Raw genomic sequence first — 19,399 nt, 5'->3', positions numbered from 1 at the left:
TGGGTTGAGTCCGAATGCCTTTCGGACAGGTGAGGAACTACTCCAGGCGGGACTTGGCCGCGTTGACCATGTCCAGCAGGTGTGTGGGTAGTTCCTCGGCCACGTCGGACTCGGCACCATCAGCGGCCTTCGCAGCGGCATCACCAGCGGCGCCCTCGGGCGCGGGAGGATCTGCGGGAGCGTCGACGGGAGACTTGGCCTCGTGTTGTGGCGGACCGGCCATCTGACCGGTGGCTTTGGCGAGCAGTTGCTCGAACTGCTCGAGGGTGATGGTGGGCTCGGGCTTTCGCTCGGGACCTGCGGCCTTCTCGGCGATCGTGGTGGTGGTGACGAGTTCGACCGCCTCAACTTCAGTCGACAGGGTCACCGACCCGTCTTCCGCGAGAGTGAAGGCACGCGAGAGGGTCTGCGAGGGGCCGTCATTCGCCGGGTACAGGCGATAGACGATCGTCCCACCGTCACCGGACAGGAAGGTAGCGACGAGGTAGGAGAACGATGCACCGGAGTTGGCGTAGGCGGCATCGAGTGCTTCTCCGATGGTGGACTGGAGATCCTCCAACGATCCCTTGACCGCCTTCGCGCCGATGACGAACGCAGGCTCGTTGTCTCGGGCGGCGGACTTGTTGGCGCCGTCGGCCTCACCGCCGTCGTCGGAGATCTCCTCGACACAGTCGGCGCCGGCCATAATCGTGGCGTCGTGCGCAGCCTGAATCCACTGTTGATCGGACTTGGAGTTTCGGGCGCCGGCCTTGACGGTCCCGCCGTCCTTGGCCTTCGACGCAAGGATTTTGGCCTCACGATTCGACGGCACCGCGACCACCCCGGCATTCAGCAGCTCCCGGCACGGCTCGCCGGCCTTCTTGAGCGTCTTGTCGGTCATGCACGCCACCGAAACTGAGTCGATGTGGCCCTCCTGCACCAGGGTTCGGACCTCCTGCGCCTTGGCGGTGCTCGCGAACGATGCGCGTATGCGCAGGGTGCCGTCGTCGGCGATGTAGGGCTTCGCCGAGCCGATCGTTCCCGAGACGGACATCTCATGATCGACGTCCACGGTGATCTTGTCCGGGAGCGGGGTCTTCCACTCATTGGTTGCGAACACGTCGCCGTCCCGATCGAGGGTAGGAGCCGACAAGATCGCCTCGAATCCGCCGTTGGGGCCGAAATCGTCACCGGAAGAGGTGATGTCGGCGACAGCCTTATCCTGGATGAACATTGCGTCTCCTGTCGTTCAGGCGGTATAGAGTTGGTGAAAGCCGCTGATCCATGTTCGGCCCGATACCCAATGGCGATGCGATCGGCGGTTTTTCTTATGCGTTCTCGCGCTGGGCTGCCATCGCCGTCAGGACGGCGGCGGCGATGTCGTTGAGGTCGTCGGGGCTCTTCTGCGCGAGCGCGCGGGCGGCGTCGGCGATGGACTTCCCGCGGCCGACTTCGGCTTTGAGATCGCGGACGGCCTTGGCTGACGGGGCGGTGAGTTGCGGAATCTGATGTGTGCCACCGGCGATCGCGGGAACGTCGGTCGTGGGCCCCGGAGGCGCCACGGCAATGCCGTCCGGGTCGTTCAGCACTTCCCCGGTGAGGCGGATCTGCTCGGTGGGCTCACCGAGGGGCTGCTGCGCCGAGTTGGCGTACAACTTGTCAGCCTTGGCGTCCTTGAACCGGCCGAAGCCCATGAGTTCGCGTGCCTCGTTGGGCGTGAGCGCGCCGATCACGACGAGCGCCTGCGCCGAGGTGGCGCGCTGCTCGAAATCACCTCGGGTGACATCGGCGTCGTCGAAGCGGACCGCCAACTTGGGATCGAAGAACTGGCCCACGTAGAAATCGAAGGCCGACTCGAACCGCTCGATCACCGGAGCCATGGTGTCCCGATAGAACGCCCGCATCTGGGAGGCGATGTTGGAGAACGTCGCTCGGGTCAGGTCGTGCACCATCGGCGGCGCGACGTCGTACACCGCGCAAATCTCCTCGCGGTTGAGGTGGCGCGCCTCGATCATCTGCAGCTCCACCGACGTCAACTGCACCGGGGACGCGGTCACCCCATCCTCGAGCACGAGAGCCTTACCGGCGTTCGACGATCCGGCATGCGCCTGATTCCAGCTGTCGCGTAGCCGCTTCTTACCGTCTGGACCCAGCACCTTGTCGGTGGACAGCACGACGTTCGGACGACCACCGTTGGTCTTCATCGCCGCATCGGCGGTCCGGGACGAGTCCTCAGCGAAGATCGTCGACCGCAGCGGCTCCATCTTCGACAGCCCGCGCTCGGTGCCGGCGGGGTTGTACGAACGGATCGGCACGACTTCCCCATCGCCGAACTTCACCAGCCCCGCCCCCAGGGCGTTGCCGGCCATGAAGAGATACTCATGCTTTCCGGTATCGGGATCTCGCCGGACCGCGACCCGCGAAGGGTGCATGGGCATGAGCGTCACCGGAATACCGTTGTCGTCGAACACGATCGCCAGATATGTCTCGCCATAGATGTCGTAGGTGGTGGCCACCCAGGACCAGAACGTGTACGAGTCGAGGTAGTAGCAGGGTTGCGCGATGAGCTTGGCGTATCCCGACTGCGCAGGGGTGACCTGTAGCCGGGTTGGGCCGTCGTCGGACCACACATGCATCGGCAACCGCGCGATGGCGTCGGCGCGCTTGTTCACCACGGCCGCCACCCACGGCTCGGAGCGGTAGATCTCGCCGTAGAGCGCGTACGTGTGCTCTAGCTGCAGCGCGCCGCCGTCCTGATACCAGTAGGACTCGGCGAGCTGCGGGGTGACCTCAGCGAGGGCCTGCGGGGCGATCTGCAGGCCGTTAGCCAGCAGCATGAGGCACCTGGTAGGTCACGATCTGCGACTTCGCCTTGATCACGTCACCTGCGATCGCCTGCTTGCCCTCGACGAGCTGGCAGTCGGAGAACACCACATGCCCATCCCGGCCCTGGCCCACCTCTCGGAGCACTCCGGTGAAGACAGGATCGTCTGAGGTGATGACGAGGCGCTGCAGGATGCGCCGACACAGCGGGTCACTCCGGATGGCGCGAATCCGTAGCGCGAGAAAGATATTCACCAACACCGACACCACAGCGGCGACAGCGAAGACGATGAGCGCGATCAGCATCGGCACCTCCTCACAGGGTCATGACGTCGTTGTCGGCGTAATACGAGGTCGACGCGGTACCGCGGCCCTGCCAGGCGTTGACCGCCATGATGGCGGCCGGCACGGCGTCGATTCGCTTCGATTCGGTGTCGCGGTTGGGCTTGTCAGGACGGATCAGATTCGGGTCGTATGCGGCGATACGGGCCTGCACGGCGTCGAAACACCACCGGGCCAACGGATTCCCATGCCACCGGAACTTCTTCTCGGTCGTGAGTTCCAAGATGCGGTGCATCGAGTCGCTCATGTGCTTGAAGTCGTTGGCGTAGGCGAAAATCTCTGTGTAGAGCCGTTCTTCGAGAGCCTGCAGCACGGGCGCCGACGACCACACATCCATGTCGGCGCCGAGGATGCGGAATCGGCGCGAGTCCTCTTCGATCTGGGCGTACACCTTCTCGAAGTCGAGGACGTCACCCTCGGTGACGGTCAACCATCCCTCCGTGACGAACTCGCGAGAGAACCGACCCGAGTTGCGCTCGTCGAGCCGCGTCAGCGCACCCTCCGGACAGAAGTGGCGCCACACCACGTCGCACGACTCGCCGTCCGGGAACAGGTAGCAGATGCTCGTAAGGTCCTGGCGGCCGGCGAGGTCGATCCCCATCCAGCACTCTCGACCGGCGAACTGCTCCATCGTGTCGGGCGCCGATCGGTAGACAGTCCCGCGAGAGCCGTCGAACAGGTGCATCGGCATCCACCGCACAGCCTGGTTGGTCCACTGGTTCTGCTGGAACTGCAGGAATCCGTTGAGCTTCAATGGATTGTTCTTCGCCTCGAGAGCCATCTCCCGCATCGACTGCATCGAGAGGAACCCGTCGGGGTTGTCCGGAGTCTTCAGCGCAGGGTTGGCGATTGACCAGTTGTCCTCGTCGAAGGCGTCGGCGTCTCGCGGCAGCGCCCGGATGTAGGAGAAGCAGTGAGGCATGTAGCTGGGATCCTCGGCGACTCGGAGCATCTCGGTGTGCTCCTTGTGCCCGAAGCTCTCGGTGTCATATCCGGCAGTGGTCGCGGCCACGAATAGCGGTTGCACCCGCGCCAGCGAGCCCATGCCCGTGCGCAGTGCCTCCCACATGCCGCCGTCATGCCACGCCAGGATCTCGTCGGCGGCCACCGCGCTCGGATTGGATCCGAGCGCACCGGCCGCGTCGTTCGCGAGGACCTGATAGATCGAGTTCGAGTTCGTCTTGATGATGCGTCGCTGGCTCGGGATGATCTTGCACAGCTTCGCCAGCGCCGGGTTGAACTTGATCATCTGCACCGCGACGTCGAAGATCAGCGCCGCCTGCTTCCGGTCCCGGGCGATCGAGAAGAGCTCTGCGCCATACTCGCCGTCGCAGAAGAAGACCGTCAGCATGATCGCCGCCAGCAGCTCGGACTTCCCGTTCTTCCGGGCAATCTCGATCCAGGCGATGCGGTATCGGCGCCGGTAGCACTCGTGCTCCTCGTCCCACACGACCGTGCCGAACAACGGCCGGACGATCTCCTCGCGTTGGAAGTACAGGAGCGTGAACGCTGTCCGCGCGAAACGGCCTTTGGTGTGCTTCAGCGCGGTCTCGATGAACCGCTGCGCGTGATCGGCACGCGGGACGCAGAAGTGCTCCCCCACCTCGGTGCAGGTGTGACCACCGAGTGACCGGCCACAGGGTGGCAGGTCCATCTCAGGAGATCAGTTCATCCAGGCCGGAGGCGTCGGGCTCGTCGGCGGAAGCAAGGCGGGCCCGATCGGCCGGTGTGAGGCCCATCCGGGCGCCGATCTGCACCATCTGCTGCTGGCACTTCACCATGGCCTGGAAGTACGGCGACACGATGTCCCCGCCGGCAGCGCCCTTGCCGATGTAGCGGTCACCAAGGAGGTCGCGGCACTCCTTGTACATCGCCGCAGCCTCGCAGTAGACCGAAAACAGGTGCACATCGGCCGCTGTCAGGATCTTCTTGCGCACCAGATCGGGTGCAAGGTCCATCCAGACCCTCTCGGCGCCCTCGGTGAGGCCCCACGGCGGCTTCACATCGCCAATGGCGGCCGCCGACGGCTCGCGGGGCTCGGACTTCTGCGCGCGGCGGATGTCAATGATCGAATCGACGTCATCGGGCGTCTCTTCACCGTGGCCGCGCACCCGGGCGCGCTCCCACTGGGCCTGCCGACGGCAATCCACCGAGCAGTAAGCGTTCGGACGACCGCGACCGCGACCCTTCACGGGCTTGATCTCGCTCCCGCAGTGCGCGCACGCCCCCGACTTCGGTCCGCGGCCCTCCCGGCACGACTCGCAGCGGGATGGTGGCCTTCCCCGCCCTCCCGGAGGGTCGAAGGTCTGGCCACAGTCAACGCAAACATGCTGGTCAGCCATTTTTTCGATCACCTCCCGGTAATTGGGGGAATTTCTGACATTTTTTGAAAAATTGGAAGTGGCACGCGGGGAGCTTCCAAGCGGTCCTCTTGTGCCACGCGCAGAGGTTTCGGGTGCCCCCTAGCCCATGGGGGTGGTGACCTCGGGGTCCTGTGTGGTCCCTCCGGGGTGGGGATGGTGGATGGTGGGGTCCATCCCGGTGCTCTGTCGGGCTCTCCCGGTCTTCCCCCAGTGTGGGAGGGCTCTCCGGTCGGAGATCCCTGCGCTACCCGCGGTGGAGGTTCCCTCGACCTTCCTTGCGTCCGGTCTCGGAGGAGTGGTGGGAGTGGCAGAGGGTCCGGCCGTACCGGGGGTCGTTCGGGTTGCGCCCCTGTGCGAGGAGGTCCCGGCGGCTGTGGGGGTGGTGGTCGGCGTGGAGTGTCCGACCGGTGGGGTCTCGGTGGTCGCAGTCGGGGAAGGTGCACCGGTAGCCATCCCGGGCGAGGACTGAGCGGCGGAAGGACTGGTGACCATCGGAGGTGTACCCGCGGTCGGCGGCACTGCCTCGTCGTTGTTCTCGTTGTCGTGTGTGGGTGTCACAGAGGTTGCTCTGTGGCGCTGCTCTACGACCGCACTTACTGCATGGTCGAGATGGCTTACTCGGCATCTGGGACGTCGAGTTGTTCGCTGATCTGGGTGAGGAGTTCGTGGGTCTGCTGGTGCATCTCGTGTGCACGGCGTTGGTTCTGCACGGCCTTGTGGCCGGCGCCTGCCGCGATGCCCGCAGCGACCATGCTCGCCACGTTGCAATAGTTCCCGAGGACCAACTGTGCGTTGTCGGGTACGAGGCTCGGGTGACCGATCAGGATGCCGACGGCACCCAACACAACGAGGTAGGCGAACATCGCGATGCCGATGATGATCGACGTCTTGGATGACAGTGCTGTGGGTATCCATGACAGCCACTTGTCCATGTGTCCACGTTCCCTCGTTGTGCTGGTGTCTATCCCATGCCATGCCAGGCCACGGCTTGCCGTGCCTAACCTTGCCCCGCCAAGTGTTGGTGTGTCGTGTGCCGAACCCGCATCGACGACCGGTGGACGGGGAATGCCGTGGACGCTGAAGACTCCCGATGCCGGAATGCGGCCGGTGGCGTACGCGCACTTCGGCGTGCCGTCCACGGTGCAACCACAGGAGTGGGTCGTCACAGCAGCTCGGTGGTCAGCTTGGCCAAGTCGTGCCGCGTCTGACGCTGAATGCGTGACGCGGCGAGCGCGGTTTCCATGAAGTCGGCGTCGTTCATCATCGGACTCACTGAGTAGTCGTTGATGTGCTTGATCTGGCCACCCGATGCCGAGACGTCGCACCAGACCCACGGTCTGACTGTCGGCAATGGCGGTACGTCGCCGACGAACGGCGCGGTCCATGACTGCTGTCGGTGTGCGGCGAGTTCGCCACGCAGGGTGGCGTTCTCAATCTCCAGCTCGCGAACGCGGGCCTTGAGTTCCTTCTTGCTCATCGGTTTGCTCCGTAACGAAAGGTGCCGAACCACCCGCGCGCTGGCTACGGACGTGCGGGTGGTTCGGCTGTCGGTGGTCAGGCCGACGTTGGTTCCGCACCGGTGGCGCTGGTGCCGGAAGTCGAGTCGCTGCTCGCCGCTGCACCGGTGGTCGAGGCATCGCCCGATCCGGTGGTCGTCGCGGTGCTGGTCGATCCCGAAGCCGGAGCGGTTGTGTCGCCGGTCGATGCGGAAGTTGCGGGCTGCGGCAGGGTCGCCACAGCGCTGGTCAAACCCGAGGTCGCGGCCTCGAGTGCGGTGGTGTCGACGGCGGGATTCGCGGCCTTGAGGTTCGCGACCTCGGTGGCGACGAAACTGACGGCCGATGCGATCGCGGTCGCGGCGGCGGTCTCCTCGGCGACTGCGGCGTTGATGTCGTCCTGTGCGGTCATGATGAGCTCCAATCCCTCAACGATGGCGTTGAGGACGTTGCTGATGTGGATGATGTGCGGCTCGCAGCGTTGGGCTTCGAGCCAACTGATGTCGACGCGCTCGATGCGCATCAGGCATCCCCGGAGGGGTCGGTGGCTTCAACTTCTCCGTCGGTGGTGGCCTCATCGGTGGCCTGCATGGAGATCGTCACCGCGTTGTGCTCATTGGCGATTCCGTCGGCGATCGCATCCAAAGCGTGGGGATTGCGCTCGAGCCGTTCCTGGGTCAGGTGCTCCACGATGCCGTTCAGAACGTCCGCGAGATGCAGGATGTGCGGATGGGCGTCGTTGGCTGCCAACCAGTCTCGGTCAACCTTCTGCATCAGGACTCCTTCGGTTGTGCGTCCATGACGGCCTGGCGTACGCAGCAGTCCTTGGCCTCGAGCAGCTTGCGCAGACCAGCCGACAGCTCGGGGCCGTCATTGAGCACCTCGGCGAGATCGTGTGCGAGGTCGTGGAACTGCTGCGACACACGACGAAGATGGTCGGTGCGCAAGTGGTCGAAATGGAACTGGTCAAGCAAATGTCGTGTTGCGGGGTGCATCGGCTGCCTTTCAGTCTGGCCAGACGCCGAGACGGAACTTGGGATCGAGACCGCGGTCCCACCACTCGATCTCGTGGAGTTGGTATGTCCAGGAGCCCCGGTTGGTCTCGACGGTGTAGAAGGGCTCCGTGCCGACGATGTTCGTACCGAGGAACATCAGCGGTGGTGGCGGAACATCTTCGGGCCGAAGGTCTGGCAGCCAGCCAGCCATGTCAAGTGGCACTGGCGCGCTCGAGAGGACGGGCGGCGCAGATGAGATCGTGCCGTACTTGCACACGAACTCGTCACCTTCGAGCTCGATCAGCACGGCCATTATTGACCCTTGCGCCAACTGATGGTCATGACGACGGTGCGGGTTTGCGGCTCCTTGACGTCGACAGTGGCGCCGGCACGCTGCAGGGTGAGGGTGAACATCTTCAGCAACGCCTCGACGCTTCCCTGCTTTGGTGCGCGGGGTGGGATGGCCTGAGGTTTCTTGCGGCCGATCATCCGCGTCCCCTGCGTCGCTTCAGCTCGAATCCGGAGACGTAGAGGTGGTGGATGATCGCCTCGGCGAGATCCTTCTTGATCTTCACCGTTCCCGGGCCGGTGCCGTCGAGCTGGACGAGACGCATGATCTTCGCCGGCTCTCCACCGCGGCCCGGATGCTCCAGGTGGCTCAGGTGGTCTGCGAGGGTCTTCACAGCGCGCTGGTCGAGGTGCGCGACGGGATTCGGATTCTGGCGGCTCATCGTCGTCTCGAATCGGACGAGACGCCGCGGACGCAGTATCGGAAGATGTCGATGGAGCTAACGACCACGAGGTAGACCGCGCAGTACGTGAGCCATCCACCACCCCGACTAAGTGCCACGACCCCGATCGCCAGCGGGAGCAGAATCGCCACGACGCCCAATATGGCGCCTGTGAGAATTGCAGTCTTCTCGGCGCGCGCCTCGGCACTCATGCCAAATGCCTTGCACAGATGAGTGATTCGACAAGAAGATGGAGGAGAACTGTCATCGGTTTCTCGGTTTCATCGGTGGGTGATCCGCCGCGCCGCGCTGCAACTCGGGTCCTGCCCGAACCCGATTCACGCCTCGCGCGGAGTTGCCGGAAGGACGGTCATGGGCGTGGCATTGCCGCATGAGTAGACGGCGTTGACGCGGCGCGGCGGAAGATCGGGTACACACCACTGATCAGGTGTGTTTTGGGGACAGCTGTAGTGCTGCAGATCCATTCTCACACACGCCTAGTGAAAACGTCCAAGTATGATTTGCCCGAACTCAAGAAATTGTGTTGCACTATCGTAGGTAAGTGCAGTACACTTATCTCATGCGGATCACCATCACCCCAAGCGCCCGTCAGCACGGGATCACCGGCGACGAGATCCGCACGGTCCTCGCCTACTTCGCCCTCCGGATCTCCCTCCCGGCGAAGCGTGAGGGCGCGGTGCTGTTCCTGCACATCGGACCAGCAGCCGCCAATGCGCCCTACATCGAGGTCCTGGCCGACATGGCCGACGAAGACGAGGCTGTGGTGTTCCACGCGATGATGCTGCGCCGCAGCCTCGTGAACAACCTCGGGATCGCTGAACTCCTCGGCGATATCACCTATGCGCCACAACGGAAGTGAGAGAGAAGATGGAACGACGATTCACCGATGACGAGTATGCGGAGATGGCCGCAGACTTCGAGGCCAACCCGCCCACCGCCGACGAGATCGTTGGCGAGATCGAAGTCAACCACGCGATCCTGCGCACCGGTCGGCCACCGAAGACCGCCCCCGCACGAGGGAAGACGCCCACCACATCAGTGCGGCTCCCGCAGGAACTCCGGGCGCAACTGGAGGCCGTGGCCACTGCCGAGGGCGTCGCGCCGGCCGAAGTCATCCGCCGCGCTGTTGGCGAGTACATCGAGCGGCACTCGGCCTGAGCGCCGCTCGGTTTTCACACCTCCACGCGAGTATTCGACTTTCGAGTCATCCCACCGTCTGTTTCTCGTTCTGTGCCATCAGTCCACGCACCTCGGCGAGCGAGAACACCGCCGGGTCACCACGTCTCAGGCGCGTCGGTGTGATCCGTCCATCACGCTGATATCCGCGCGGTCTCACACGGCCCTCCTTGATCCACCGGTACAACGTGGACTGCGGCACCGGCTCCCCAAGGTTGTCGAGCACGCTCAACAGCTCCTCCACCGTCATCGAGAAGTGATCGGCGTGAGCGTAGATGTGCTTCTTCAGCTCGTCGACGTTGTGTCGCTTGCGGCACTTCCAGCACTCCACATGGGTGGCTGCGTGGTCGTTGTCGTCATCCCAGTCGGCCCACAGGCCTTGCGCACACTCCAACGGGCGGTTGCGGGCATCCTTGCCCACCACCGTGGGACACGGGCCGCAGTAGACCCGCTTCGGCGGATTCAGTACCCGGAACGCCTTGCGGCACACACGGTCGATCTCGTGGGCCGCGAACGCCGCATCCTCGGAGTTGGCGAGATCCAAGCGGTGGACGTTGAGCCACCGGGACAGATCCGCGATGTCGGGGATGTAGTGGCGGGAGATGCGGAACTGGCCGGGGATCTCCGGGATCCGCTCGGTGTTGTTGGCCGGGATCATGGGCCGTAGTGGGCCGATGAAGTCCAGTGGCACGGCATCCACGGGCAGCCACTCCACACCGATCAGGTCGGCGAGGTCACGGCACCAGCGCATCAGCACGGTGCGCAACTCGTTGTAGGTGTCGCCGGCCACCCGGTCATACGGCATCGGGGACTGTTCATCGTCCTCGGCTTCCACGATGTGCCGCGGTCCCGGTGGCGTAGAGAGCGCGTTCTGCTTCGCGTACGCCTCGGTGAGTCGGTCAGCGATCCACGGGATTTGCTCGAGGTTGGAGTCCAATTCTCGGATGCACTCACGGCACAGGTACACCGTTGCTCGTCCACCGCACTTCGTGCACTGCATCAGTGTCGTCTCCGTCCGTCGGCGCGCGGTGCCCACATGGGCGGGGTGGTGGATGGGCGCGGGAGTGCTCGCTGCTGGGGTGTCTGCGGCTCCTCGGATGGCTCTTGCCAGGCGCCAAGACGCTCCCTACTGGTCTCCACTGCGGCGGTGAGGTTCTGGAACGTCACGGACAGTTCGGCGAAGATCTCGGGGAAGATCTCGCTGGCGCGATGGAACAGTTCGGCATAGGACGGCCCGATACGCGGCCACTGAGGTGTGGAGAACGAGAACTCCGGCGCATAGGTGAATCGAGGACCAGCGGTGACCGTCCCGAGAGGACTCCAGCTTTGGCCCTCAGGGTCGGGGCTGGCTTGAGCAACAAAGACTGTCCCTGAATTGACGAGGTTGCTCGACAACCTCTTCGCACGCCTTCGCGACCAAGGATCGTCGATAGGACCTTCCGTATCCGACCCGGGACAGTACCCTCTCGGCAGCCCATGCCAGTCGAGCCCGCACCGACACTGAGGCTGATTGATGTCGTTGTCGTAGCCGCTGATCCGATCCCACGGTTTGGCGAGGGATTCGTCCACCAGCCGGTCGATTTCGTCGAGCACCGCGTCTTCGGGGTTCACGCGCTCTCCTTCTCGTCATGTGCCGCGACCATGCGATCCAAGGTGGGCAGGTCGATCACGGCTTCCAGGTGCTCCTGCGCTTCGGGAGTGGCGTTGAGGTACAACTCCACCAGCACACCTTCGGGGATTGAGATGCATCGGTGGACAAGGCGGCGCAGGTGATTCTTTTTCCGGTTGTACTCGTTCTTCGCCGCTCGACAAGCCTCGCAGGGCTTCTCGCCCATCCGGTAGTGCATCTGAGCGCCCGATGGGGTGCCGTGCTTCCATCCGGTCATCCGTCGACCCCGATCTCCACCTCGATCTCCAGCCACATCTCCCCCACTCCGGTGCCTGTCTTCGGATGGATGATCGGTTCGGGTTTCGACATCCACATCGGGGTGTCGTCCTCGACGAGACCGTATCCGGGATGCGCCGTCGTTCCCTTGGCCAGGGCATCGCACATCGGCTTCAACGTGGCGACCAAATTATCTGTGTCCCTGCGTCTTTCATCTCTGGGTGCGTAGTGCAATTGTACCGTGACGTGCTCGCAATCGCGGGGCAGATGAGCGGCAATCGCTAACAGGTGCACCGTGTTTCGGATCTGCTTGACGATGCGAGCATGGGCGAAGTGGTTGCGGCGGTCGTTCATCGACAGTGGCGGTTTCGTCCACGGAAGGTCGAGCCGGTAGGTGGTCACCAGCACTCCCCTGCGTGGATAAGGTGACAGTCGGGGCATGCATCGGATGCCTCGCCGGTCATCTCTGCCAGGTCTGGGCATGTGGTGTGAGCCCAACCGTTGTCTCGGTGTTCGATCTCGTCACCCTCGTGAATCCAACGGCCGCAGTCGTCGGCACAGGGGCCATTGTGCTTGGCCTTCAACGTCACTCACCACCTTCAGGTAGGTAGAGCACGGCGGCGGGGAGTGCGAGGTCGGAAGCGATGTGTTCATGTCGAGAACCCGGCTCATACCATCCGCTGATGTCTTTCTCCCAGATGCAGCCCTCGTCGGAGCGGATCACACCCCCGTTCGGCAACGCCTCCAACTCCACCACCGTCGTGATTTCGCGGGGTGTCAGCCGCTTCACCTCGGCCCGCAACTTCTCGATCCGAATCAGAAGATCATTGCGGTCACACCACAAACCCTCAGCTTGCTCAGCGTCGTGGTGGTCATCCCACGCCTGGCGCAGGGCGTCGCGGTCACGCTCAATGTCGTCGCATAGTGCATCACACTCGTCAGTCATCGCAGTCATCACGCAACCCGAGTCGATGCAACGTTGTACGCCTGCCAGAGTCCCTGTGGCACGGGCTTTCCGGCACGCTTATGCCATCGGATCACGGTGCGTGGATGCACCCCCAGCCGTCGGCAGGCCAACAGCATGTCGGTGGTGTGTTGCATGAGCATCTCGAACTCTTCGACACCCTCTTCGGGCGGTATAGAGTCTGACCGGCGTTGAACTCTCACGAATGTCCCATCGCGCATAGCCTTCCGGTACCAGCGCATGTAGTGCACTTCGCACATGCCTCGTTTGATGCCGTCTCGACCGCAGTCGTCTACAGAGCAGGGTGGGTGGTTCATGCCCCCATCACCACCGACTGTTCTTCAATCCGCTCCAGCCACGCAAGCGCCCATCGGCAGTCACCTAATGCGGTGTGACGCGCGAACGTTCCACGCACTCCACAACGCTCCGCCAGGTTGTCGGACTTGAACGGCAGCGTGATCCGGTGCCCTTTCGCCAAAAGCCAACCTAGGGCCATGGATTCGACGTCGATGACGTGATAATCCCAGGGCGCCTCGAATCCACTGCGAGCAAGTAGCCGGCTCAGGAACTCGTGATCGAAGCGCGGATTGGCTCCGACCAGATGAACACCGGGGCCATCGCAGGCCGCGTGGATGATCGCGGCAGCGGCAGGGGTCGAGTAGGCGTGGCCGTCCACCCCGTATCGCTGGTCGTAGTCGGCTTTGAATCGCTCGGGCATCTGTGCCACGAGGTCCGAATGGGCCTGGTGGTAGATGTGGGTTTCAGTCGTCGACCCATCGGCATGGCGACGGATCGCCGCGAACTCCCAAATCTGGTCGGCCTCCGGGTTGAGTCCGGTGGTCTCGACGTCGACGACGACGATGTCGCCTTGTAGTGGTGCTTTCATCTCGCGAGCCTTTCTGCGATGCGATCAGCCTGGTTCTCCCACCACACGGTGTCGGCAGGCAGGTGATCGCTGGGGTTTGACGGGTTTCGGAGTGGAGTGGGTCGAATCGGGGCCTGAGAGCCGCTGAGAGCTTCGCTGGCGTCGTGGGGGTGGTCATTACCCGTGAGAGTGGCCACGAAGCCCACAGCGTTGCGTAGAGCCGCCTGGATCGGGATCACAGCGGGCTCACCTCCAGCACGTAGTCGGCGATTGAGTGGAAGCGCACCCCGCAACCACGGCACGCGAACATCTCCCCACGGAGTGCCGCAGCGTGGATCTGCTGCGCCATCACGCGGACGAGGTTCCGTTCGCAGGACTCACACGCGAGCATCGCCTTGCGCGTCGGGGTGTTGCCGCAGTCGTGGATCACCACCACCGTGGTGGCCGGCCGCGAGCCGTGGCACTCGGCGCATACGCACTCGCACATCACGGGTCCGAGAGACGCATCCAGGCGCGCGAGATCGGCAGGGATGTTGTTGGTCATGGCATCGCCTTCCGATCGGCGAACTTTCGGATCTCGGCCATCACCTCGGCACGGCGCTCGGCCGATGCCGGCGGGGCTGCGCCAAGCTGTCGCATCGCCTCATCGACCGGCGCAGGCTGTCGGGCCGCGAGCTTGATCCGCTCGGTAATGTGACCGGGCATCAGCCACTTCGAGGTCTGCGCATAGTGCTCGTGGATCGCGTCCGTCGCAAGCTCGAGACGCCACCCGGCGCGGCGTGACGCCTCCGACCAGGCGGCGATGTCGCCCTCCCCGATCGTGCGGCGGTCATACGCCGAGGCGATGGTCAAAAGGTCGATGATCTGGTTGCGGTTCATGCTTCGAGTCCTCGCAAGGGGTGAACGTTGGCGGGTCGATCCTTGAGTGCCTGGGCGGCTGCGATACGCGCGTCGGTGGTCGAGATGGGCGCGACACGGGAACTGCCGCGGGCATTCCTGATCCAGTTCCGCCAGGTTGCGTCCCAGTCCCGCTTGGTCGCGTTCTTCCCAGTGGCCGCCTTCCAGTGATCCGCGAACTTGCGATGTTCTGCCTGGAGGTCGACGTCTGGCCGCTCTTGGCGCATCTGTGCGATCACCGACTGATCGGGCATCCACCCCTCTGGGAGTCTGGTGCCGCGCTTCTGCGCGGAAACTCTCTTGGAATCTGAAGGTGAGACAACGTTGTTAGTTACCCCCTCCCCATCCCCATCTCCGCGTGGTTCGCGAGGGGTTCCCGAAGGGTTCAAGGGTTCAGGAAGGGTTTCCGAAGGGTTCTCGAAAGGGTTTCCGCTGCCTTCCACAGCCATTCGCGAAGCCACCTCTGAGGCGTCCTTGCGGCCAAGAGTTTGCAGTTCGTCGGAGAGCGCCTGACGGAGCCTCGGCGACTCGGTTTGCTCGGCCACCCGGAGCGCATTCTTGAGCACGTTCGGCTGCTTCACGATTCCGTCGTTACGGATGAACGAACGGATCAACAACTCCTCGGAGTCGACGTCGTAGCAGACAAATCGAGCGCCCTGTAGCTCATTGAGCGCTCGCACAATGTCGTCCTCGGAGGTCGCTTCACAACCTCGCGCCCACTTGCGGATCATGAGCGGCTGGACGCCCGCGTTGTTCACGTCCTTCTGCGCGAGCAGCATCATGTAGCAGCGCTGGGCCTCAACGCTGCAGGAGACGAAGTCCTTGTCGCGCCAAATCGAGACGAGGAGCCTTCCATGCGTTCTCACTGCTTCTCGTTCACCTCCTCCTTCTTCGTCGTCTCCCCCAGGCACCGTCGCCGACATGCGAGGCATAGACAGGTGGGGTCGCGGCGGGTGTCGACTCGTGTTTCGTACCGGTTGCCGCGTATCACGGACCGGTAGCGCTGTTGATTACGGTGTCCGTTGTCGTATTCGACCGTCTGCCACCGTGCAGCGGGTAGACCATCAGGGTTGCGGGGCATCAGACACCGCCCTGAATGAGGCTCAGTGTTGGCCGTGGCGGTATGGGTTCTTTGCCGTCCTCGGCGTGATCACGGTGCGGGTCCGCCCAGTCGTAGAGGTAATCCCAGTCGGTCGAGAGGTGGCGCCGGAGAACCCCTCCCGCGTTGACTGGTGGTCGAGGGCGGCCGTTCTCGTACCATTGCCTGCGCTGTTCCCTGGCTCGCTGCTCGTGGTCAAGGCTCCAGTGGCGGGTGCAGTACCCAATGAGCACTTCTCGCCCAGTCGCGGGGTCGACGTCGACGATGGTCTTGTACACCTTCTTGCCGCATGGGCCGTCACGCCGGATCATCTCGCCAACACACACTCCGGTGTCCTGTTCGCGCTCATAGCGTGGGACGTCCCGACGGATCACCATGCGACTGAAGTAGGGCTGCCCGGCACGCTCATCGATGCGGTTTATCCACCCGACCGTCTCGGCCAGTCGTGCAGACGGGCTGAGTGTGCGACGGCGGGCGATGTCCGCGAGGACCAGTAGGCAAAACAGTTTTGCGTTGGCGTCGAGGTCGTCGTCGAGGTGGATGTCCTGGATCAGATTGTGTACCCGCATCATGAATTTCAGGTCGGTGGCCATCACGCCTCACCGCCCGGCTGCTCGTCGAGGTCGTCGAATGCGCCGCGGATTCCGTTCTCGAATGCCTGCATCCGACGGTCGAGTAGCACCCACCCGTAGCCCTTGTCGTGACCAACACCGCCGGACCGGATCGCGAGCATGACGCCGCCCGGGATCTTGATGTGCCACATGCGGCGTGCGGCACACAGCTCGGATGCGACGATCGCCGTGACGTGCGCTCTGCGATCCCGGGTCACTTCGTCAAGGTCGACTGGGCTTGTCCACCAACGCCACAGCCACCGATACGCGCCCCACAGAGCCACACAAACGAGCGCGATCGCGGGGAGTGTGAGAAGACCGAGTAGGTAGCCCATCACGCCTCACCGCCCGGGAACTGGTCCCACGTCCGCCCGTCGAGCACCCGGCCAGCGCGTTTCTTACCGACGCGGCGGATCGTGATGGCTTCTCCGCGACTCATTGGCGGGGTGGTTGGGTATCCGTTGACGAGTGGCCGCACTGTGCCGTCGAGGTCGAGGAATGCGGCAGCGGCTTTGGCGGCGTGGAGGTTCGCCGACTCGGGAACCCACTCACCCCACTGCTTGAAGTGAAACGGCACCCCGGCCTCCGCGCACTGGTCTCGCAGTGATCGCGCCCAATCCGGGTGCATCGGGCGGGCTTTCGGGCCAGACTCGCCGCCGACGATCACCCAGTCGATACCCCAGTGGCGGCCAGGTTCATTGCCACAGGCTGGTTCGTGTGCGGGAGAGATGATCCCCGAGCAGCCGTTGCAGTCGGTGTCGAAGTAGTGCACGAACTCCAGCTCGATCGGCCCAAGCAACGGCTCAGCGCTGACGAACCGCACCGCCGCCGGGGTGTCGAGCAGCGCGGGAATCCGGATGTCGGCCCACTGCTGGTTCTCGGTGGAGACGCCGAGCCACACGTTGCTCGGCGGTGCGATTGTCGAGACGTCAGCAGGATCGTCGGCGCCCAGGTCGATAGCCGCCAAGTAGACACTGCGCCAGAAGTCATTGCGGCTAAGTAGTGATCGCATCCGACCATGCCGCTTCGTCAGGACTTGGAACGTGTGATGCTCGGCGATGACCATGACGGCGAACACCTGCGCGATGTACTCGTCGGGAACCGAATCGTGAAACAGGTCAGACATGCTGTTCGCGAACACTTTTGACGGTTTCCGCCACCGCAACGGCTCGGTCAGCTTATGCGGGCGAAGCTGGACATCGAAGCCGTTCGGGAACGCCGGCCCGCCGCGGAACCGCTCAGCGATGCCCTCGGCGTAGCAGTGATCACAGCCGGGAGATACCTTGGCGCAACCCGTTACCGGATTCCACGTCCGGTCCGTCCACTCGATGTCGGTGTGGTCGGCCATCACGCACCTGCCTTCGCGTCTAAGCCTTCTCGCCATTCCGTGTAGTGCTCCCACGTGTGATCGGACCAGCGCTGCACGGCGGTCTCAGCCGGGGTGGTGCCTCGGCCGACGAAGACGAGGCCGCACCAGCGGCATGTGTACGGACCCATCACGCACCTGCCTCGAAGTCAAAGGCCATCGTCTGGTTGCTCAGCCGCCGCGCGATGATCTCGCAGTACTTCTCTTCCAACTCGACACCGATTGCCCTGCGGCCCTGATTGACTGCTGCGACGAGCGTCGACCCCGAACCGGCGAATGGGTCGGCGATCACCGCGCCCCTTGGGACGCAGTCAACGAGAGCGCTCATAAGGCCCAGCGGTTTCGCGTGAATATGGTCCTTCTGGTCGGGCCAAGCGGCGAGTATCGACACACTCTCGTTGTTTCGTCGTTCGAATCCCGCTGTGACGTAGATGGATTCATGGCGATAGCGCCAAGGGCCACCGTTCATACCGGGTCGCTTCTTGTCCCATACGAGCCTGTCAATCCAGTCTCCCGGTGGATCAGGTAGCCGAGGGCTTCCGAAGACCATTGCCGGTCTATCACCCCATGCTGTGAGGGCAGCATCACGGGTCTCTGTTGTGCCGTCGTTGGCGATAGTGAATCCCTCGGGCCCCAACCCGGCATTCTGTCGCCGCCCGTAGCCGCCCTTCGGATTGGCTCCCGAGAACTGTGTGCCGTACGGCGGATCGGTCACCAGGACATCAGCTTTCAGCCACTCGGTGATCGCGAGACAATCCCCGTGATACAGCGTCACGAGATCATCGGAGTAGTAGGGGCCCATCAGGCCACCCCCAGGCTCTCGGCGATCGGCGTCAGAATCCCCAGCGCCGCAAAGGCTTGCGCAGGAACAACTCCGTTACCAATGGCTTTCAACTCCTCGTTACGCGACAACCCGACTCCGGTGACATGCCCCTCAGGCAGCATCATCATCCACTCGGCGAACCGGGACGACAGTCGAGGGTTGCCGTTGCGGCTCAACTCGGTTGGCGCTGGCGCGGGACGTCCGGAAGCCTTCTCGGCGCGGCGGATCGCGGGCTCGTAGTCGCCCCAGTCGGTCGCCACCGTCAACGCGTAGTCGATCAGTTGACGCGAGTGCCCTTCACGCTTGTCGGGGTGCTGACCACCGCCCGTGCTGTCGCTGGCATTCGGGGTGGGAAGGAGTGCGTTCACTGCACCCAGGGACGGGCTCCGCCGATCCCGTTCGCCGGCGGTGTCGTTGTGCTTGTGGTCGGTCTGCTTGGGTGTCGGGAGTAGATGCACGCCCAGCACCTCGGGGAGCGACCCGGCGCCGTCGGCGACGTGCTGACGCGCGGCCGGGGCAACCATCGACCCGTGGCCATCCATAGCCCGCGGAGTCGGGGGCAGTGCTACAGCTTCCGCACCGCGACGCCGAGCGGCGTCCCCATCCCATTCCCGTTGCAGCCCTGCGCCTTCAGACGATCCCGGCGCGCCTCCCACGAGGCCAGATCCTCGCCGTCGTTCGGGTTCGATGCGCTCGGCGTCGGTAGCAACCTCACCTCCTTGCCGAGGTTCCGTGCGTTCCCGTTCCCTGTCTCGGGTTCGGTCACCGGCGTCGGCAGGAGCTTCCCTACTCCCGGTAATAGCAACTCGTCCGACCGGCTCCCCGATCTCGTCAGATGCCCGCCCATCCCATCCGCCACGCTCGGCGTCGGCAGAAGTGCCTTCGAACTCGCGCCCCGAGACGCGCGGGGCGTCGCGAGGAGTGGCGACAATGAAGACCCGTTCTCGTCGGTGGCAGGCGCCG

Annotated in this window: 29 protein-coding genes; 2 read left to right on the top strand and 27 right to left on the bottom strand. The window is 64.0% G+C overall.

The features are described 5' to 3' along the window. Positions 1 to 37 precede the first annotated feature (37 nt). The 13 genes from EF294_RS03390 to EF294_RS03330 all read right to left on the bottom strand — a co-directional run bounded on the left by EF294_RS03390 (position 38) and on the right by EF294_RS03330 (position 8,729). Positions 38 to 1,213, bottom strand: a complete 1,176-nt coding sequence (locus tag EF294_RS03390) for a hypothetical protein (protein ID WP_123925624.1) — start codon at positions 1,211 to 1,213, stop codon at positions 38 to 40. A 94-nt stretch (positions 1,214 to 1,307) separates the two neighbouring features. Continuing rightward, complete coding sequence (locus EF294_RS03385; protein ID WP_123925622.1) at positions 1,308 to 2,816, bottom strand: phage portal protein; 1,509 nt, start codon at positions 2,814 to 2,816, stop codon at positions 1,308 to 1,310. Next, positions 2,803 to 3,108, bottom strand: coding sequence for a hypothetical protein (locus tag EF294_RS03380; RefSeq protein WP_123925620.1), 306 nt, complete (start codon positions 3,106 to 3,108; stop codon positions 2,803 to 2,805). The genes EF294_RS03385 and EF294_RS03380 overlap by 14 nt, the downstream gene beginning before the upstream one ends. A gap of 10 nt (positions 3,109 to 3,118) precedes the next feature. Then, positions 3,119 to 4,798 (bottom strand): terminase large subunit, encoded by a 1,680-nt coding sequence (locus tag EF294_RS03375; protein ID WP_123925618.1) that lies wholly within the window; start codon positions 4,796 to 4,798, stop codon positions 3,119 to 3,121. A 1-nt stretch (position 4,799) separates the two neighbouring features. Further along, a complete protein-coding gene (locus tag EF294_RS03370) occupies positions 4,800 to 5,336 on the bottom strand; it encodes a phage terminase small subunit P27 family (RefSeq protein WP_185090931.1) in 537 nt (178 codons plus the stop codon). Positions 5,337 to 6,121: 785 nt separating this feature from the next. Then, positions 6,122 to 6,439 (bottom strand): hypothetical protein, encoded by a 318-nt coding sequence (locus EF294_RS03360; RefSeq protein ID WP_123925612.1) that lies wholly within the window; start codon positions 6,437 to 6,439, stop codon positions 6,122 to 6,124. 230 nt (positions 6,440 to 6,669) lie between these two features. Then, a complete protein-coding gene (locus tag EF294_RS03355; RefSeq protein WP_123925610.1) occupies positions 6,670 to 6,984 on the bottom strand; it encodes a hypothetical protein in 315 nt (104 codons plus the stop codon). A gap of 77 nt (positions 6,985 to 7,061) precedes the next feature. Continuing rightward, on the bottom strand, positions 7,062 to 7,526 hold the full coding sequence (locus EF294_RS03350; RefSeq protein WP_123925608.1) for a hypothetical protein: 465 nt from the start codon (positions 7,524 to 7,526) through the stop codon (positions 7,062 to 7,064). Next, positions 7,526 to 7,777: a hypothetical protein gene (locus EF294_RS03345; RefSeq protein ID WP_123925606.1), complete on the bottom strand. Its 252-nt coding sequence runs from the start codon at positions 7,775 to 7,777 to the stop codon at positions 7,526 to 7,528. The genes EF294_RS03350 and EF294_RS03345 overlap by 1 nt, the downstream gene beginning before the upstream one ends. Then, a complete protein-coding gene (locus EF294_RS03340) occupies positions 7,777 to 7,926 on the bottom strand; it encodes a hypothetical protein (RefSeq protein WP_246007647.1) in 150 nt (49 codons plus the stop codon). The genes EF294_RS03345 and EF294_RS03340 overlap by 1 nt, the downstream gene beginning before the upstream one ends. 82 nt (positions 7,927 to 8,008) lie before the next feature. After that, positions 8,009 to 8,311, bottom strand: a complete 303-nt coding sequence (locus tag EF294_RS03335; protein WP_123925602.1) for a hypothetical protein — start codon at positions 8,309 to 8,311, stop codon at positions 8,009 to 8,011. After that, a complete protein-coding gene (locus tag EF294_RS21295; RefSeq protein ID WP_185090930.1) occupies positions 8,311 to 8,487 on the bottom strand; it encodes a hypothetical protein in 177 nt (58 codons plus the stop codon). Before EF294_RS21295 ends, EF294_RS03335 begins: the two co-directional genes overlap by 1 nt. Then, positions 8,484 to 8,729: a hypothetical protein gene (locus EF294_RS03330; RefSeq protein WP_123925600.1), complete on the bottom strand. Its 246-nt coding sequence runs from the start codon at positions 8,727 to 8,729 to the stop codon at positions 8,484 to 8,486. Before EF294_RS03330 ends, EF294_RS21295 begins: the two co-directional genes overlap by 4 nt. A 580-nt stretch (positions 8,730 to 9,309) precedes the next feature. Here EF294_RS03330 and EF294_RS03325 point away from each other — a divergent pair. Together EF294_RS03325 and EF294_RS03320 are read left to right on the top strand one after the other, a co-directional pair. Further along, positions 9,310 to 9,609 (top strand): hypothetical protein, encoded by a 300-nt coding sequence (locus EF294_RS03325; protein WP_123925598.1) that lies wholly within the window; start codon positions 9,310 to 9,312, stop codon positions 9,607 to 9,609. A gap of 8 nt (positions 9,610 to 9,617) precedes the next feature. Continuing rightward, on the top strand, positions 9,618 to 9,908 hold the full coding sequence (locus EF294_RS03320) for a ribbon-helix-helix domain-containing protein (RefSeq protein WP_123925596.1): 291 nt from the start codon (positions 9,618 to 9,620) through the stop codon (positions 9,906 to 9,908). Positions 9,909 to 9,954: 46 nt separating this feature from the next. Here EF294_RS03320 and EF294_RS03315 read toward each other — a convergent pair whose 3' ends face one another. The 14 genes from EF294_RS03315 to EF294_RS21845 form a co-directional block, all read right to left on the bottom strand. Beyond that, complete coding sequence (locus EF294_RS03315; RefSeq protein WP_123925594.1) at positions 9,955 to 10,926, bottom strand: hypothetical protein; 972 nt, start codon at positions 10,924 to 10,926, stop codon at positions 9,955 to 9,957. Next, a complete protein-coding gene (locus EF294_RS03310) occupies positions 10,926 to 11,537 on the bottom strand; it encodes a hypothetical protein (protein ID WP_123925593.1) in 612 nt (203 codons plus the stop codon). The genes EF294_RS03315 and EF294_RS03310 overlap by 1 nt, the downstream gene beginning before the upstream one ends. Further along, on the bottom strand, positions 11,534 to 11,812 hold the full coding sequence (locus EF294_RS03305) for a hypothetical protein (RefSeq protein WP_123925591.1): 279 nt from the start codon (positions 11,810 to 11,812) through the stop codon (positions 11,534 to 11,536). The genes EF294_RS03310 and EF294_RS03305 overlap by 4 nt, the downstream gene beginning before the upstream one ends. After that, the gene (locus EF294_RS21855) at positions 11,809 to 12,000 is read right to left on the bottom strand and encodes a hypothetical protein (protein WP_246007646.1); all 192 of its coding nucleotides are present in this window, start codon (positions 11,998 to 12,000) and stop codon (positions 11,809 to 11,811) included. Before EF294_RS21855 ends, EF294_RS03305 begins: the two co-directional genes overlap by 4 nt. A gap of 397 nt (positions 12,001 to 12,397) precedes the next feature. Next, positions 12,398 to 12,766 carry a hypothetical protein gene (locus EF294_RS03295; protein WP_123925587.1) on the bottom strand — a complete coding sequence of 123 codons (369 nt, stop codon included), beginning with the start codon at positions 12,764 to 12,766 and terminating at the stop codon, positions 12,398 to 12,400. A 322-nt stretch (positions 12,767 to 13,088) separates the two neighbouring features. Next, entirely contained in the window at positions 13,089 to 13,661 is a 573-nt protein-coding gene (locus EF294_RS03290) for an exonuclease domain-containing protein (RefSeq protein WP_123925585.1), read from the bottom strand. A gap of 214 nt (positions 13,662 to 13,875) precedes the next feature. Further along, positions 13,876 to 14,184: a hypothetical protein gene (locus EF294_RS03285; RefSeq protein WP_123925583.1), complete on the bottom strand. Its 309-nt coding sequence runs from the start codon at positions 14,182 to 14,184 to the stop codon at positions 13,876 to 13,878. Continuing rightward, the gene (locus tag EF294_RS03280; protein ID WP_123925581.1) at positions 14,181 to 14,519 is read right to left on the bottom strand and encodes a hypothetical protein; all 339 of its coding nucleotides are present in this window, start codon (positions 14,517 to 14,519) and stop codon (positions 14,181 to 14,183) included. The genes EF294_RS03285 and EF294_RS03280 overlap by 4 nt, the downstream gene beginning before the upstream one ends. Continuing rightward, entirely contained in the window at positions 14,516 to 15,403 is an 888-nt protein-coding gene (locus EF294_RS03275) for a hypothetical protein (RefSeq protein WP_123925579.1), read from the bottom strand. The genes EF294_RS03280 and EF294_RS03275 overlap by 4 nt, the downstream gene beginning before the upstream one ends. A 214-nt stretch (positions 15,404 to 15,617) precedes the next feature. Further along, complete coding sequence (locus EF294_RS03270) at positions 15,618 to 16,229, bottom strand: hypothetical protein (protein ID WP_123925577.1); 612 nt, start codon at positions 16,227 to 16,229, stop codon at positions 15,618 to 15,620. Continuing rightward, positions 16,229 to 16,465: a hypothetical protein gene (locus EF294_RS03265; RefSeq protein WP_123925575.1), complete on the bottom strand. Its 237-nt coding sequence runs from the start codon at positions 16,463 to 16,465 to the stop codon at positions 16,229 to 16,231. Before EF294_RS03265 ends, EF294_RS03270 begins: the two co-directional genes overlap by 1 nt. Positions 16,466 to 16,581: 116 nt before the next feature. Continuing rightward, complete coding sequence (locus tag EF294_RS03260) at positions 16,582 to 17,595, bottom strand: DUF5131 family protein (RefSeq protein WP_123925573.1); 1,014 nt, start codon at positions 17,593 to 17,595, stop codon at positions 16,582 to 16,584. 148 nt (positions 17,596 to 17,743) lie between these two features. Beyond that, on the bottom strand, positions 17,744 to 18,415 hold the full coding sequence (locus EF294_RS22530; protein WP_123925571.1) for a DNA-methyltransferase: 672 nt from the start codon (positions 18,413 to 18,415) through the stop codon (positions 17,744 to 17,746). Further along, complete coding sequence (locus EF294_RS21845) at positions 18,415 to 18,960, bottom strand: hypothetical protein (protein WP_246007675.1); 546 nt, start codon at positions 18,958 to 18,960, stop codon at positions 18,415 to 18,417. The genes EF294_RS22530 and EF294_RS21845 overlap by 1 nt, the downstream gene beginning before the upstream one ends. Between the last annotated feature and the right edge of the window lie 439 nt (positions 18,961 to 19,399).

The organism is Gordonia oryzae, assembly GCF_003797185.1.
Classification (GTDB): domain Bacteria; phylum Actinomycetota; class Actinomycetes; order Mycobacteriales; family Mycobacteriaceae; genus Gordonia; species Gordonia oryzae.
This window is presented reverse-complemented; position numbering and strand designations above follow the sequence as displayed.